Source organism: Microcoleus sp. T2B6 (assembly GCF_036700475.1).
Classification (GTDB): Bacteria; Cyanobacteriota; Cyanobacteriia; order Cyanobacteriales; family Microcoleaceae; genus Microcoleus.
The window spans coordinates 41,977-58,373 of sequence record NZ_JAUBOZ010000049.1 but is presented as its reverse complement, the minus strand read 5'-3'; the positions used below and the strand labels follow the sequence as shown (position 1 = coordinate 58,373).

The window sequence follows — 16,397 nt, the reverse complement described above, 5'->3', positions numbered from 1 at the left end:
GCCAACTGCCAACTGCCAACTGCCAACTGCCAACTGCCAACTGCCAACTGCCAACTGCCAACTGCCAACTGCCAACTTAGAATCGCTCACCAATCCCAAAGTGAATTAGATTGTCGCCCGTGTCGTTGATACCGTAATCGATTCGGATCGGGCCTAAAGGAGATTGAACCCGCACGCCGATGCCGTAACCGTAACCGCTACCGGGCTTTTCGCGGATACCGGCCGGGTCGCCGGGGACATCTTTGCCCGTGCCCAAGTCAGTGCCAGCATCCAAAAATAGCGCTCCGCCGATAAACGAAATAATCGGGAAACGGTACTCAACGCTGGCTTCTAGGAAGCTGCGGCCGGCTCCCAGGTCGCCTTCGTTGTATCCGCGCACCGAGTTAGCGCCGCCCAAGGCAAAGGCTTCGTAGGGAGGCAAATCTCCGAATACGGTGCCGCCTCTAACACTAAATGCCAGGGTTTGAGGGCCGGGGGTAAAGTTGGTGTACTTGACTGGTAGGTAAAAGCTGTAGCTGGCCCGCACGCGGTTTAACAGGATGCTGCCGGAACCTACAGGAATCGACTGTTCCATCCCAAACCTGAGCAGCGAACCGCTAGTGGGGCGGAGGGGGTCGTTGCGCCGATCGCGCACAGCACCTGCTTGCAATGTTGTCAAGTCGTCGGAGCCGGAATTGCTAAAACTTAACAGGTTGCCGAGTTCGTCCTTCGATTCGCGCCTGCCTTTGCGATCGGTAATTGAGACTCGCTGGTACTGCAAGCCGACTGAAGCAGTCCACTCCGAATCGGCAAAAGGATTGGCCGACAGGGGACGGGTGAAATTGATGCCGGCCCCGGTGCGATTGATGCGGGGTCGATCCTCGTTGGGCAATCTGACTTCCCGTTCGCCGCCGTCAAAAATCACGCTGATCGATCGTCTTCTAAACGCATTAATCGTATAAGAAGTCCGGTAAGGATCGCCCGCAATCCAGGGATCTGTAAAACTCAGGTCAAACAGATTTTGGCGTTCCCCGATTTGCACCTCAGCGCCCAACTTTTGGTTCCTACCTCTGAAGTTTTGCTGCTGGTAACTCACCGTACCGAACAAACCCGTCGCGGAACTCAAACCCGCACCCGCGGCTAGAGAACCGGTATTTTTCTCAATGACGTTGACAATTACCCTTGCCTTGCGGGGGTCAGTCGTTCCCGGTTCCAAGGCAAGTCGCACGTCTTCAAAAATTCCCAAACCAAACACCCGTCTCAAATCCCTTTCCGCCTTGGTGCGGTTAAAGATGTCTCCGGGCTTGAGTTCTACTTCGCGGGTGATGACAAACTGACGGGTGTTGCCTCCGATCGGCTGACCCGTGGCATCTGTTGCCTCTCCCTCCTTGTTCAGGAAGCGGACATCAACGGATTCGATCTGGCCTTCTGCCACTACCAGGGTGACAGTGCCGTCGTCTGCTACTTGCGGGGCATCAGTGATTTGCCCCAAAACATAGCCGTTCTCTTGATACCACGCATTAATTTTTTTCACTCCCTCTTCAAAGCGGCGGAGGTTGAGAATTTTGCCGTATTGATCGCGGAAGCTTTCGTCAATTACGCTTTGGGGCAGCACTTGCTGACCGGTGATTGTCACTCCCCGCAATACCGGATTTGGCTGCACAATAAAAGTCACCCGGACGCCCAACGGGGTGTCTTCCGGTACTGCCCGCACGTTTCTAAAAAAGCCCGTGGCAAAAATGGCGTTGATGTCTTGTTGCAGTTGGCTGCGGTTGGTCGTGCGTCCCGGTTGGGTGCTGATGACTCGGTAAATTTCGCTTTCCAGGTCTTCCGTCGCCCCGGTGACTGTAACTTCTGCAACTAGCACTTGCGGTTCTGCCGCCCCAGCGGGTGCGGGCGTTTGTCTGGGCTGCGGTGCTGGGCCAGGGGGCAATGGGGGAACGGTGTCGGTGGGCGGTCTGGTCGGGGCCGGTCTGGTCGGGGCCGGTCTGGGGGTAACTTGGGCGTTTTGAGCGATCGCCCCTGATTCCTCTGGTTTCCCTAGCTCTGCTGCGATCCAGGCGGGCGTTACAGCCGCTTCCTTGGGGGGGAGCGGGGTGCCGAGTTGCGCGTCTGGCAGGGCGTTTTGGCTGCTAGAGGCGGGGGAGGGGTTGGATGCTAGCTGGGGTTGGAGTTGAAGGAGCGGAGGTGAAACCGGGGAGGGCGGGTCTGTGACTAGGTTTGGGGGCTCCTCGCCTTGTCCTCTGTCAGGGGCCGTAGCTATTGTTAGGGCTTCCCCTTTGCCGGTTTTAGCGGCTTTGCGGTTTTGAGGAGGGTTTTGGGTTAATTCTGGAATGGGGCGATCGGGTAATTCGATCGACGGGGCGGGCCGGGCGGCAGCCAAAGCTTCCTCTGCAGATTCAGAGTAGGATGTTTGGCCGTTTGCAGAATTTGATAACCCGAATGTTGCTGAGGCAGTAAAAACTGCCACCAATACAGCAGATAAACGCATTTTTGTTCACTTTTTTGGGCAATTCACACACCACATTAGTCATTATTCATTAGTCATTAGTCATTAGTTATATAAGTCGGTGGAATTTCGCGCTGACCGCTAATTGATGACTGTTGACCGCTGAGCTGACATCAAAGGCACAAGGGTGACAAACTGTGCAATTGTAGCGCATTGTTAAAGCCTCTAGACTTTCTGAGCTAGAACCCGTTGGAGAACTTGCTGGTAAGCGGTTTCCACCGATCCCAAGTCCCGGCGGAATCGGTCTTTGTCCATAACACGGGCGTCGGGGTCGGTTTCTGCGTTGTCCCAGAGGCGGCAGGTGTCGGGACTGATTTCGTCGGCGAGGAGCAGATTTTGATGTTGGTCGATACCGAATTCTAGTTTGAAGTCTACTAGGGTGATGCCGCACTCGGTGAAAAATTCTTTGAGTATTTCGTTAATTTCGCGGGCGGCTATTTCTAGTTGGTCTACTTGTTCGGGGGTGGCTAGCTGCATTAACTGGAGCCGGTCGCGGGTCAGCAGCGGGTCTCCCAAATCGTCGTTTTTGTAATAAAACTCCACCAGCGGGGGATTGACTATTGTGCCGAGGGCGAGCCCGGTCTGCTTGCAAAGACTGCCGGCGGCAATGTTTCTGACTACGACTTCCAATGGCAAGATTTGGACGCGACAGACTCGCATTTGGTTGGGGGCCGGCGTGTCGATGAAGTGGGTGGGAATGCCTTTGGCTTCTAGCATCCGAAACAGGTGGGCGGATACGGCGCAGTTGATTTCGCCTTTGCCGACGATGCTGCCCCGTTTCTGGGCGTTAAAGGCTGTGGCGTCGTCTTTGAAGTGGGTCAGCAAAATTTCGCTGTCTTCGGTGGAGTAGAGGATTTTGGCTTTGCCTTCGTAGAGTTTGCGATCGGCTGACATGGCGATTAATAATAAGGTAGATGAGTTTTAGATTTTACCGTAGCTCGATCGGGCGTTATTGGCGAGTTTTTGGATCTCGGCTGCGCCCCTGAGAGCATGAGGGGCGAGTACACCTGCCGGTAGATACCGTCATCGGCCCCGGAATAAATGATTCTTGACCAAAAAAATGGGATACAAGCCTCCCCCTTCTAGGGGGACTTTCGGCTCGGAATCTCTCAGCGAGGTTTTTGCATTAAACAGCACTGCATTTATTCAGGTCGGCTCTACAATGGCTGTATGTTAAATCTAACCTACGAGTACAAGCTCATTCCTACCGATACGCAACGCCAGACTTTCGACCAGTGGCTCAATATTTGCCGCAAGGTCTACAACTTTGCATTGCGAGAACGAAAAGATTGGGTTAATTCTCGTAAGTGTGATATCAACTCGTGCAGCATGAAGCAGGAATACATGATCCCTGCTGATGCACCGCGTCCAACCTTTGCGGGCCAATGCAAATCATTAGCCCAAGCAAAGAAGTTAATTCCTGAGTTGAAATTGCCTCACACCCATGTCTTGCAGCAGGCGTTGCGCCAACTAGAAGCAGCGTTTGTGGCAATGTGGGAACGAGGACACGGTTTTCCTAGATTCAAAAAGCGGATGCGCTCCGTAGTGTTCCCTCAATTGAATCTAGAATCCGTTAAACAGTTTGATGGTGCCGATTGGGTCAACCTACCCAAGATTGGGTTAGTTAAAATGCACCTGGATCGTCCAATCCCTCAAGGGTTTGAGGTTAAGCAAATTCGCGTTGTTAAGAGGGCTTCTGGCTCCTCGGCCATGCTCAGTTTGCAATGTGATATCAAAGTACCTCAAGCCTCACCTTCAGGACATGGATTAGGGATTGATTTAGGGTTAAAACATTTTTTGGCAACTTCTGATGGTGAATTGATTGATAGACCTAGATTCTTTGTGGATGGACAACGCAAGCTGAAATTGCTGCAACGTCAACAATCGCGCAAGAAAAAAGGCTCTAGAAAGTTTCGTCAAATTCATCACCAAATAGCGAAGCACCACGAATACATCTCGAACAGTCGCTCATACTTTCATTTCAAGACTGCACATCATTTATGCAACGCAGCCCAAACAGTATTTGCTGAGGATTTGAACCTCAAAGCAATGTCAGCCGGAATGTGTGCCAAGCACACGCTTGATGCAGGGTTTGGTCAGTTCTTGAATATCTTGAGCCATGTTTGCTTTAAGCGAGGTGCGTACTTCGCGTCTGTAAACCCGAACGGAACAAGTCAAACTTGTCCAAGATGTCAAACCCATACAGGCAAAAAAGAACTATCCGAACGGGTACATAAATGTCAAACCTGTGGCTATGAAACGAATCGAGATGTTGCAGCCGCGCAAGTGGTGTTGCAGCGTGGATATACAGCGGTTGGGCAAAACGAGCGTGAATTTTGGGGAGGGGAAGCTACATGAGTAGTCCCAATGAACCAAGAATCCTCGTGCCTTCAGGCCGAGGAGTTGTCAAAAAGGACAATAGAGATTAAACCTGCTGGGTTCGCGATCCGTGCTGGCTAAACCTCCCCAACGAGACTGGCGCTTAAAAAACATCTATAAAATGGCTGATTTATGCAAGACAAAAAAATTCATATTCTCTTGGTAGAAGATGATGAGGTTGATGTGATGAACGTCCGGCGAGCTTTCAAAAAAAATAACATCGTCAACCCCCTCTACATTGCTGCCAATGGATTAGAAGCTCTGGCAATATTACGTGGAGAAGGAAAAATAGACCCTCCAATGCCTCAAGCGCGCCGGTTGATTTTGCTGGACTTGAATATGCCGAGAATGAGCGGGATCGAGTTTTTGCAAGAATTGCGACTGGATGAATGTTTGAGGTCAATTCCGGTAATCGTCCTCACAACTTCTAATGAAGATAGAGATAAAGTAAAAGCTTATAATTTGAATGTAGCGGGCTATATTCTTAAACCTGTGACTTTTTCTAACTTCGTGGAAGTGATGGCTACCCTCAACAGATACTGGATGCTGAGCGAAATTCCCTAAACCAGGGAAAATTTAATAAAAAAATTTTCAAGGGGGGTTTGTGATTTTTCAGCGATGCAGTTGTTTTAATTCCGTTTTCTCGACAGCAGCTTTTTCGGAGTAATCCACAATTCGGTTTTTATGGACAAAATTCTCACAATTCTGATAGTTGATGACGATGCAGTCGATCGAATGGCGATCAAAAGATCGCTCAAGTCCGCTGGTGTTTCGGCAGAAGTTACTGAAGCAGAAGACTGCGCGGATGCCCTGGCCCAACTCTCGGTCAGCAAAAATTCTACTCAGGCTACCGCGAAACTCTCCAAACAAAATAAATCTCAACCTTTAAGCGAGGTTGAGGAGACAGAAAATGGGCTGCTATTAAATCAAATATTTGAGTGCAAATTTGACTGCGTATTGCTCGACTACGGATTGCCCGACGGAGACGGGCTGAGTTTGGTAAAAAATCTACGAGAAGCAGGGCTGAAAGTTCCCTTAATTGTGCTCACAGGTCAAGGCGACGAACAAATTGCTGTGGAATTGATGAAGGCTGGAGCTTCTGATTATATTGCTAAAAATAAGCTTTCTCCCGATAGTTTGTCTCGCAGCGTGTACAATGCCATGCGCGTTTACCGCGCCGAATCAAAGGCGTTTGATGCCAGTCAAAAACTTAAGGAAAGTGAGGAACGGTACAGGTTAGTTTTAGAGGGAGTGAACGACGGAATTTGGGATTGGGATTTAAGTAAAAATGAGGTTTATTGGAACGATCGCCTTTTGGAAATTATCGGTTTGTCGCGAAAGCAATTTGGCAGGACTATGGAAGCTCTATACAACCGCTTGCACCCCGATGACAAGGAGGGAATCGTCGCGGCGATCGCCGCTCACTTGGAACAAGAAATAGACTATAATGTAGAATTCCGGCTGCTACACTCGAACGGTGTTTACCGCTACTGCACTTCTCAGGGAAAAGCTCAGCGGAATTCCCAAGGAAAACCGCTGCGGATGGCCGGTATGATTAGCGACATTACTCAGCGCAAACAGGCGGAAGATGCTCTGGAAAGGGAACGGCTGCAACTGAGACAAATTATTAATTGCGTGCCTGTAGCAATGGCGATGTTCGATACACAAATGCGCTATATGGCTAATTCTAAAAAATGGGTTAGTCAATTTGATTTGGAGTTGCCGTCCCTGAATAATCTCAGCCATTACGAATTGTTTCCAGATACCCCCAATCGCTGGAAAGTAATGTACCAAGAAGTGCTCAAAGGCAAGGTAGTTTCTGTGAGCGAAGATGCCTGGGAACGAGCCGACGGATCTGTTCTGTACCTGCGGTGGGCTGCTCACCCTTGGTACGATCCAGACGAGAAAGTCGGGGGAATTGTGATGGTGGCCGACAAGATTAATGAGTTGGTGGAAGCGCGGGAAACTGCCTTAGAAGCGAGCCGGGTGAAGTCGCAATTCTTGGCGAACATGAGTCACGAAATTCGCACTCCGATGAATGGGGTTTTGGCAATGGCTCAATTGCTGCTGCGCGCTCCTCTGGAACAGAAACAGCGGGACTGTGCTCACACGATTTACCGCAGTGCTGAACATTTGCTGACTGTTATTAATGATATCCTCGATTTCTCTAAGATTGAAGCGGGAGAAATGCGACTGGAAAAGTCTAATTTTGATTTGGATAGTTGCGTTGAGTCGGTGATAGAAATTATAGCGCATTTGGCAGAAGAAAAAGGTATTGAATTGAATATTTTAGTTGATAGCTCAGTGCCGAGGAAGTTGGTGGGCGACTCGGGGAGATTGAAGCAAGTTTTGCTGAATTTGACCGGTAATGCCATAAAATTTACCGATCGCGGTCAAGTTCTAGTTCACGTAACTGTGAAACAGGGCAACCGACAGGCAGACGGTAGACAAGAAGCAAGATTGCTATTTTCCGTGCGGGATACTGGCATTGGAATTTCGGCCGAAGGGCAAACAAAGCTGTTCCAATCTTTTTCTCAGGTAGACGATTCTCCGACTAGACCTTACGGCGGCACGGGTTTGGGTTTGGCTATTTGTAAGCAGTTAGTGGAGATGATGGGAGGGGACATTGGAGTTCGCAGTTTGCTAGGTAGCGGTGCTACTTTTTGGTTTACTGTACCTTTGGAAAAACAGTTGGCAGTTGAGCCTCCCGATCCCGAACTTGCGGGCAAGAAGCTGTTAGTAGTATCGGAAAGCGCTTTGAGGAGGGCAGCGGTGCGATCGCTCGCTCAAAGTTGGGGTGCCCGCTGCGATGAGGCAGAAACTGCTACTGAGGCTTTGACTTGGTTGAACAAGGCCCAGGGCGGGATTTCTCAGAATTCGGGGGAGAGGGGAAAAAGCTGGGATGTGGTGCTTGTGGACTTGCAAATGCCGGAATTGGATGCGGAGGAATTTGCTAGAAAAGTGCGATCGACCTCGACAGTTGGCTCGTTAATCGCCATGACTGCTTTGCGAGAACAGCCCAAAGCTGAATCGCTTTGCAGTCAGGGTTTTAACGGATATTTGATCGAGCCGGTGCGGCCAAGCCGCCTGCTTGAGGCAATGCTTGCGTCGGTGAAGGGAACGGGAGAGTTTGGGAGGCTGGAGGCTGCTAATACTTGCAAATTGCCAGCAGTTAATTCTCAATATGTTACTCCCAATTCGCTGTCATCGCTGAGAATTTTGGTGGCGGAAGACCACCCGATCAATCAACAAGTTCTTGTCGAACAGTTGGCCGTTTTAGGCTATCAGGCTGACTGCGTGGTCAACGGTCAAGAAGCGCTGGATTTACTGGCTAAAAAAAGCTATGATTTAGTGCTGATGGACTGTCAAATGCCGGTACTTGATGGTTACAAAGCGACGCAAAAGTTGAGGGAAATCGAAGGAAGCGATCGGCATACTTTTGTGATGGCTTTAACTGCTCATGCTATGCCGGGGGAACGAGAAAAGTGTCTGGCGGCGGGGATGGACGATTATCTCAGCAAACCTGTAGATTTAGATGCTTTGGCGGCGGCCCTGAAAAAGTATGAAGCCCTAAATGTTGAGGGTGAAAATAAGTATGGAGTAAAAGGTATTAACTCGGAAAATAAATCTCACTTAGCAACGAATTATACAGAACTTGTGGAAAAAGCGCAGGTTGTGGCTCGGCCGACACCAAGGGCGATCGCACTTCAAACTTGGGAACATAGAGACTACGACGGACTGTTCGACAAGAGCAGATTGGAGCAACTCGGACGAGTTAATATTAAATTACCAGAGCGACTTTTGCAAGCTTTTGTGGCAGACGCCCAAGCTGATATGGCTGCTGCCAAACTAGCTCTAGAAGCTAAAGATTGGCAAGCTGTGGAATATCAAGCCCACCGTCTCAAAGGAACTTCTGCTAATGTGGGAGTTGCTCTGATGTCGGATTTGGCCGCACAATTGGAGCATCAAGCGCGAGGCTTTCAATCTGAACCACCAGAGAGGGAATTGTTAAATATGGAGAGGGTTGAGAACATATTAGTGAGTTTGTCCAGTCATTTAGCCCGGGTTCAAGAATTTGTGGAAACTCGAATGTTTGGTTAATATGTCAGTCGATCGTAGTCGATCGTAGTTGATCGTAGTCGGCGATTGAAATCGCGCCTACACAAACGAAGTCCGCCTACGCGGACTAAGAAATAAATTCTTTCTTTCTTCACTCTGTGTTCTCTGCGTTCTCTGCGGTTAATTAAAAAATAAATTAATTTAGCTATGACTTACGATACCAGTACAAACACTATTTTAGAGAGCGAGCCATTAGAAAATAATGGAGAACTGCTAACGCCTTTGATGGTTTTTGCTCGGAAAGTGTTGCAGGAAAACGAGGCTATTTCGGAGAAAGATTATGTAGCCGCAGTGCCGTACCCCCCAGACGAAATTAATAATTTTCGTGTTGACAACCTAGTAGAAAAAGTGGCTCGCTGCTGTCGAGAGAGCAAGGTTGGGAAAAAATTGCCAACGGCTTTTTACGTTCACGTTTCGGCCTTACCAGCACTCAATCCTCTCCTCATAATTTATGAAAATTGTGCCAGAATAAATATAGAAAATATTGAGGAAGCAACCTTAGTTAAGTTTCAGCTTCATCAACCTAAAATATCTTATCTTTTTTACCCTGATTTCGATACAGATGCTCATCCTGCTTTGCAAACCAGCATCCAAATTAATCTAGCAACAGGGGAAGTTAAATATTTCGATTACAGCAACAGCGAAAACCCCCCGGTTTTGCACCGTAAGGAAACTTTTGTAGCTGCGGATTATCCCTATTACGAAAAGTTTGCGAGGCTGACTCGCAGCGAGGAAAAGTGGGGGCTGCTTGACAATACTAGCGTTATCGGCACTCGCGAGGGTTGGCTAAAATATTTGGGATATTGCGGTGTAGAAATCCAAGATCATACTGTTGTCGAGCGTTTGAAAGAGGAGAATAGTGAGCTATCAATTCCTAAGATCGAGCGGCACAAAGCTGCAATGGTACGCAATTCGCTTTCTAAACCTCTGCGTCTGGTTTTAGAAGCTGATTTAGCGATCGACGGGGCGACTTTTTTTGATTACGGTTGCGGTTTCGGCGGGGATGTTAAATATATTGCACAAGAGGGTTATGCTATTTCTGGTTGGGACCCCTACTATCAGCCGGATACTCCGCGAATTTGTGCTGATATTGTGAATATTGGTTATGTGATTAATGTGATTGAATCTTTGGCGGAACGACGAGAAGCTTTGCTGAATGCTTGGGAATTAACTAAGAATTTATTAGTGGTAGCGGCTCAGGTTTTGATTGACGATCGCCAACAAGGTCAAATTGCTTACGGGGATGGGGTGATTACTTCTCGGAATACTTTTCAGAAGTATTACGAACAAGAAGAGTTGAAGGTTTATATCGACCAAGTTTTGAGTGTGGATGCAATTCCTGTTGCTTTGGGGATTTATTTTGTGTTTCGGGATGCGGCGGAGGGTGAAAGTTTTCGTGCTTCTCGGTTTCGATCGCACTTATCGACTCCCAGGGTGCGATCGCAAGTTAAGCGGTTTGAGGATTATGCGGAAATGTTGGCTCCTTTGATGGCTTTTGTGAGCGATCGGGGCCGCCTTCCTGTTAAAGGCGAACTAGCGGAAGAATCGGCGATTAAGGAGGAATTTCACAGTTTTAATCGCGCTTGGAGGGTGATTTTGCAAGCAACGGATGCGGATGATTGGGAGAAAATCGCCGACAAGCGCCGCCAAGATTTGCTGGTGTATCTGGCTCTGAACGGTTTGGGCGATTCCCTACGGGATAGCTACGCTTCACGACCTTCAATCCGCCGACTCCCGGCTCAAATCCGCAACGACATCAAAGGTTTGTTTGACAATTATCAAAAAGCTTGCACTTTGGCAGATTTAATGCTATACAGTTTGGGCAAAGCTGATATTGTTGCGGATTGCTGCGAAGATAGTGCGATCGGCTACAAACAGCCCGGTACTCTTTCAGTTCACGTCTCTGCATTAGAAGAACTAGATCCTTTGCTCAGGCTCTACGAAGGCTGCGCCAACCGCACAATTGGCAGACTTGACGGCGCGACAATTATCAAATTTTACGCTCGCAGACCTCAGATTTCCTATTTATTTTATCCCGATTTTGACACTAACCCGCATCCAGCCCTTCACACTTCTATGCACATAGATTTGCGCGACCTTTCTGTGAGCTATCAAGACTATTCTGATGTGTATAATCCACCAATTTTAGTAAGAAAAGAAGCTTTTGTTACTGCTAGTTATCCCCATTATGACAAGTTTGCGAAACTCACCCGCCAAGAAGAAAAGTTAGGGATTCTCGATCGTGGCGCAGTTAAGAAACATCGGGAATGGATGAAGTGTTTGGAGGAAAATTGCGTTAAAATTAAGGATCATAAGTTGTTTTGGCGATCGAATGCTGACCCAGAAAAGTTGAAAATGCTGCAAAAAGCTGCGTCGGAACGCCACTCGCAAAAGATTGAGGTTAATGCGGGAAAGATTGAAGGAACCGCAGAGGGCACAGAGAGCACAGAGGAAGGGAAAGAAGAGGAATAGTCATGGAAACAGAGAAAGTTTCTGCCTAACTACCCAAAATTTGGATTTTACACAGAAAATTTCTGCTTTTGACCCCATGACGGGAAGGGAGTAGTTCCCAAAATCTCAAAATATTGATAGACTTAATCAAAGATATCTTGTTCTGTTTAAAAGGTATAGCCATGACAAATCAAGAGTTTTTAGGTGAATTTTTATCTCTGCCGGCTGAAGCACAGAGTCAAGTGGTAAGTTTGATCGCCTTTTTAAAACAAAAGTACATATATGATGAACCTGTCTCTTCGTCAGTAAATGTTGATTTAATGAACGATCCATTTATTGGAATGTGGCGAGATCGTCAAGACTTAGGTAGCACTACCTGGGTACGTAATCTCCGAGAAAACGAGTGGTAAAAAGCACATGGCTAGTTCAACTATCATAGATACCGACATAATCATTGATGTTGGTCGTGGTATTCCTGATGCAGTTAATTGTTTGCAAGGACTAAAATAAAGTTCTCGATTAGCAATTACCATAATCACACAAATGGAGCTAATTGTTGGCTGCGCTAACAAGGTAGAGTTACAGACTCTAGAAAAATTTATCCAGCAGTTTGACGTGATTAGAATTGACCAGTCTATCTCAGATAAGGCGGTTGACTTGTTACGGTTGTATCGGCTAAGTCACGGCTTACTAATTGCCGATGGCTTGATCGCAGCTACAGCAATAGTATGGGAGTACCCTTTCATCACTAAGAACCAACGAGATTATCGATTCATTCAAAACTTAAATTTATTGCCATATCCGTAGCAATCAGAAAGCCTAACAATGCGTTGGAGTCGAGTATCGGTATTGGTTTACTTGATGGACGAATTGTAGTTGTTGTCTACACGGAGCTTGATGAGGAAACAGTTCGCATTATCTCCAGGGCGAAAGTCACTGTCTTATGAACGCAGACGCTATGAACAATACCTCACAAACCGACTGGGCGAGAATCGACGCAATGAGCGATGAAGATATCGATACTTCCGATAGTCCACCACTATCGGAGGAGTTCTTTACTAGAGCGCAATTACGAATGCCTCAGTCGGCTATTACTATGCAAGTTCAAGTCGATCCTGAAACATTTGCTTGGTTTCAGGCACAAGGAGAAACTGCCAGCAAATGTCTGTAGCACTTAGGATTTATGCAGATGCACACAAAACCTATCCTGCATTCGTAGCAAAGCCAGCATAGCGACAGCTATAATTATGGTTGGCTTTCATTACCTTCCGACAAAGAATTAGGCTTCTTGCTACAATGTTTCGATACAGTTCAAGTCAGCTAGAATATGTCCCTAATGAGCGCCCCAGCAAAATTCCAAGCAACCTCTCCTCCTTTCCGTTGGGATGAAGCGGGAGGTATCCGTATAGGTTCGAGTCGAGTCACCCTAGATAGCATACTTGCTTCATACCACAATGGCTCCACTCCCGAAGAAATCGCTATTCAGTATTCAGTTGTTCGCTTAGAAGACATATACAGTACCATTGCTTACTATCTAAACCATCGTCAGGAAATTGACAGTTATTTGGAACAGCGCAGCCAACAATCTCAGCAACTGAGACAAGAACTTTCTCGACAACACAACTTAGTTGATCTGAGACAACGTTTGCTTACTCGTTATCAGTCAAAAGGGGAGTGGATACCAAGTGTGCCTTCTAACTGATGAAAATTTTAATGGAGCCATATTGCGTGGGCTGGTGAGACGTTTGCCTGAATTAGATATTGTTCGTGTCCAAGATGTAGGGCTGATTCACACTGACGATCCAGATATTTTAGAATGGGCGGCTAATGAAGGACGCATCTTACTTACCCATGATGTGGCCACTATTACGATGTATGCCTACGAGCAGTCAATCAAGGACTACCTATGCTTGGAGTTATTGAGGTTATTGCAACAGCACCCATTGGTAAGATCATTGATGATTTAGAACTATTTATTTGTTGCAGTCAGCCTGATGAATATGAAGGTCGAATTCTTTTCATCCCTTTCCCTTGATATACTTAACCTGCTTATGATGTATATTAATATTAGAAGTACCTCTAACAATCAACTGCGGAGTGGTAAATGAGTCAAAATATTTATCGATTTCAGGGTGATGACCCGGATATAAATCTTGCTAGCAAGAAGGCACGCGAATCATTTAAATATTTTTGGCGTGAGTTGTCATGGGAAAGGCGGCGGATAATTCCTGGGCTGGATATAAGTGCAGTAAAACTTGGATTTCCGACGGGAAAGGTGACGGATTCTGCACCATCAGTTGAACATATGTGGGTGGAGAATGTTAATTTTGATGGTCTGAAAGTTAGTGGAGATTTATTAAACGATCCGAGATGGATAGATGGAATTGGATCGGGCGACCAGATTGTGATGGGCTTCAACGATATCAATGATTGGATATATTCTATTGATGGGATGGTTTATGGTGCATATACTGTTAATGCAATACGGCTTACAATGAATAGCGATCGAAGGCGTGTGCATGATGATGCTTGGGGTTTGGAATTCGGCGATCCGAGAGAAATCCGAATTGTTCCCGATAGCTATTTAAATCAAGAATCAAGAAATAAGGATGAATATGAAATCGGCGAGCATCCAATGAGTGAGAATATGGCTGCAAAAATTGATTCTGCATTAAGTGAAAATCCTACCATTGTAAATCAAATTGATGAAAATGGCTGGACTATGCTGCAATGTGAGGCATTGGCTGGCAACTTAACTCCTGTTAAATTATTATTAAAGTATGGCGCTGATAAAATGATTAAGAATCCTGATGGGTTGACGGCGATTGACTTGGCGGAAGTGATGAAATGGAATAAAATTACTGATTTTCTAAGATAATCGGTGGGGCTTATAATAGGGAATTGTTTACCGGGTACAAGAGCCGCAACTTATTTCAGCACGTAAAGCAACTCGTCAGGAGAGGGCAGAGTATGAAGGTTGAAGCATTAAAGCAGCGATTAAACCGCAACCGTCCAATGACTAGCGTGACGATTCGTATGCCCGAAGATGTTGTGGAAGATTTAAAAAAAGTTGCACCATTGTTGGGTTTTTCGGGTTATCAGCCATTAATTCGTGCTTATATCGGTCAAGGTTTGCGCGTTGATTTAGAACGATTTGAGAGCGAGACAGTAACAGCCTTAGTAGCAAGTTTGAAGCGTCGAGGTGTCAGCGATGCAGTGATTGATGAGGCATTAAAGGAAGTCGTTCGTGCTGAGTCCTGTTAATTGTGTCTAGCCAGCAGCATCTCATATCCAACCCGTTGACATCGGAATTATTCATCTCTCTCTTCTGCAGACTCTGCGCCCTCTGCGCCCTCTGCGGTTAAATCATTCCCATACAATCGGAATTGATACCATTACAAAAGTCACTGTCTCATAAACGCAGACGCAACCATCCTACTTTTGACAAAGCAGTTCGCCTCGGACAAGAATGGCGTAAGTCTGCTGAATAGCTCAATACCTGCACGCGGGCCAAAAACCCGGTTTCTGCGTGAATATCTCAAGGGATAATCCACGATTTTTCCTAGAAACCGGGTTTTTTAGGTTGATAGTGCGTAAGTCCTGTTAAGCAAACTTAATCTTCAAATAATCATCCTCCATCTTCGCCCCCGAAGGTTGCAGTGCCGCTAAAGCTTGCGGCAACACCAAATTACGGCGGTGATTCCCAATCCGAACATTCAACTCATCTCCCGTTTTGGTCAACTGGATCTGATCCTTAGCAATTCCGGGCAAATACAGTTCAAGACTATATTGATTGTTTTCCTGCACGATCTTAATCGTATTTTCTTTGTAATAAACTTGACTTGGGTCTTCGTCTTTGTAAAGCGTTTCTTTCAACCGTTCCAAAGCTGGCAAACCGCACATTTCTTCGGAATAAAGTGGCACCTCCTTAACTGGCAGCGGCATGAAATCTGAGTGAATTTCCTGACGGTACTGTTCCTGGCTTTCTTTCCACCGTTTGAAAAATGGGTCAGTTACTTCTGCGGGAATAATCCGGTTAGCTACTACTAAATCGGTAGCTACATTGTACAAACTCAAATAGGCATGAGCGCGCAGAGATTCTTTAATTACCATTTTTTCTGGATTGGTAACTAACCTTACCGAAGTGACAGTATTGTCAGTTAAAACCTTTTCCAAAGCTTCGATTTGTTCGTAAAATTCGTAAGGTGCATCCATCACCTCTTTGTCTGGTAAAGAAAAACCCGCAATTGGTCTAAAAATAGGTTCAACTAAAGGTCTAAGGGCAGCAGATATACCTTGCAGCGGCTTGTAAAATTTTCTCATGTACCAGCCACCAACTTCCGGCAAACTTAGCAGTCTCAATGCTGTGCCAGTCGGAGCAGAATCGATAATTAAAACATCAAATTCGCCTTCGTCGTAATGCCGCTTCATTCGCACTAAACCGAAGATTTCATCCATTCCTGGCAAGATGGCTAATTCTTCAGCTTGCACCCCTTCGAGTCCCTGCGCTCGCAAGACTTGAGTAATGTAGCGCTTAACTGCTCCCCAATTGCCTTCTAATTCCCTGAGAGCGTCTAATTCTGCTCCCCACAAATTCGGTTTCACCAGCCGCGAATCGTGTCCGAGTTCCATGTCAAAGCTGTCGGCTAAGGAGTGAGCGGGATCTGTGCTCAGCACTAGGGTTTTGTATCCCAATTCGGCACAGCGCAGCCCTGTCGCAGCGGCTACGGAGGTTTTGCCGACGCCGCCTTTTCCAGTCATTAATATTAAGCGCATTGATTGTTTAGCTCGCCTGAAAGTAGTTTACTCCTATATTGTAACGTTATGTAAAGAAAATTAATTTTGTGGGGAAATTAATTTGGGCGACAAGCAGCCGCCGGACACAGCACATTTTCGCTAACTCACGAAATTGCTGCCATGTCAAGATAAGTTAAAATTACTTATCTCAGCTATCAATTGC

Annotated in this window: 14 protein-coding genes; 11 read left to right on the top strand and 3 right to left on the bottom strand. The window is 46.7% G+C overall.

The annotated features are described in order from the left end of the window. Positions 1–76: 76 nt before the first annotated feature. On the bottom strand, positions 77–2,470 hold the full coding sequence (locus QUA00_RS20805; protein ID WP_333410981.1) for a BamA/TamA family outer membrane protein: 2,394 nt from the start codon (positions 2,468–2,470) through the stop codon (positions 77–79). A gap of 183 nt (positions 2,471–2,653) precedes the next feature. Then, positions 2,654–3,382 (bottom strand): phosphoribosylaminoimidazolesuccinocarboxamide synthase, encoded by a 729-nt coding sequence (gene purC, locus QUA00_RS20800; RefSeq protein ID WP_333142053.1) that lies wholly within the window; start codon positions 3,380–3,382, stop codon positions 2,654–2,656. Positions 3,383–3,658: 276 nt separating this feature from the next. On the opposite strand from purC, the gene QUA00_RS20795 reads away from it, so the two are divergent. The 11 genes from QUA00_RS20795 to QUA00_RS20745 all read left to right on the top strand — a co-directional run bounded on the left by QUA00_RS20795 (position 3,659) and on the right by QUA00_RS20745 (position 14,701). Then, the gene (locus tag QUA00_RS20795) at positions 3,659–4,846 is read left to right on the top strand and encodes a transposase (RefSeq protein WP_333142052.1); all 1,188 of its coding nucleotides are present in this window, start codon (positions 3,659–3,661) and stop codon (positions 4,844–4,846) included. Positions 4,847–4,999: 153 nt separating this feature from the next. Then, entirely contained in the window at positions 5,000–5,431 is a 432-nt protein-coding gene (locus tag QUA00_RS20790) for a response regulator (RefSeq protein ID WP_333076249.1), read from the top strand. A gap of 120 nt (positions 5,432–5,551) precedes the next feature. Continuing rightward, entirely contained in the window at positions 5,552–8,968 is a 3,417-nt protein-coding gene (locus QUA00_RS20785) for a response regulator (protein ID WP_333410980.1), read from the top strand. Between the two features lie 165 nt (positions 8,969–9,133). Next, the gene (locus QUA00_RS20780) at positions 9,134–11,458 is read left to right on the top strand and encodes a DNA phosphorothioation-associated putative methyltransferase (RefSeq protein ID WP_333410979.1); all 2,325 of its coding nucleotides are present in this window, start codon (positions 9,134–9,136) and stop codon (positions 11,456–11,458) included. A gap of 161 nt (positions 11,459–11,619) precedes the next feature. Then, positions 11,620–11,847, top strand: a complete 228-nt coding sequence (locus QUA00_RS20775) for a hypothetical protein (RefSeq protein ID WP_333142049.1) — start codon at positions 11,620–11,622, stop codon at positions 11,845–11,847. Between the two features lie 115 nt (positions 11,848–11,962). Further along, positions 11,963–12,244: a type II toxin-antitoxin system VapC family toxin gene (locus QUA00_RS20770; protein WP_333410983.1), complete on the top strand. Its 282-nt coding sequence runs from the start codon at positions 11,963–11,965 to the stop codon at positions 12,242–12,244. A 136-nt stretch (positions 12,245–12,380) separates the two neighbouring features. After that, positions 12,381–12,608 (top strand): hypothetical protein, encoded by a 228-nt coding sequence (locus tag QUA00_RS20765; RefSeq protein WP_333107018.1) that lies wholly within the window; start codon positions 12,381–12,383, stop codon positions 12,606–12,608. A gap of 165 nt (positions 12,609–12,773) precedes the next feature. Next, positions 12,774–13,139, top strand: coding sequence for a DUF433 domain-containing protein (locus tag QUA00_RS20760; protein ID WP_333410978.1), 366 nt, complete (start codon positions 12,774–12,776; stop codon positions 13,137–13,139). Between the two features lie 34 nt (positions 13,140–13,173). After that, on the top strand, positions 13,174–13,404 hold the full coding sequence (locus QUA00_RS20755; RefSeq protein ID WP_333410977.1) for a DUF5615 family PIN-like protein: 231 nt from the start codon (positions 13,174–13,176) through the stop codon (positions 13,402–13,404). A gap of 137 nt (positions 13,405–13,541) precedes the next feature. Continuing rightward, positions 13,542–14,315: a DUF2314 domain-containing protein gene (locus tag QUA00_RS20750; RefSeq protein WP_190741039.1), complete on the top strand. Its 774-nt coding sequence runs from the start codon at positions 13,542–13,544 to the stop codon at positions 14,313–14,315. Between the two features lie 92 nt (positions 14,316–14,407). Next, on the top strand, positions 14,408–14,701 hold the full coding sequence (locus QUA00_RS20745; protein WP_333142046.1) for a hypothetical protein: 294 nt from the start codon (positions 14,408–14,410) through the stop codon (positions 14,699–14,701). Positions 14,702–15,040: 339 nt separating this feature from the next. On the opposite strand, the gene QUA00_RS20740 is transcribed toward QUA00_RS20745, so the two are convergent. Next, positions 15,041–16,213: a TRC40/GET3/ArsA family transport-energizing ATPase gene (locus QUA00_RS20740; protein WP_333053180.1), complete on the bottom strand. Its 1,173-nt coding sequence runs from the start codon at positions 16,211–16,213 to the stop codon at positions 15,041–15,043. Positions 16,214–16,397: the final 184 nt, after the last annotated feature.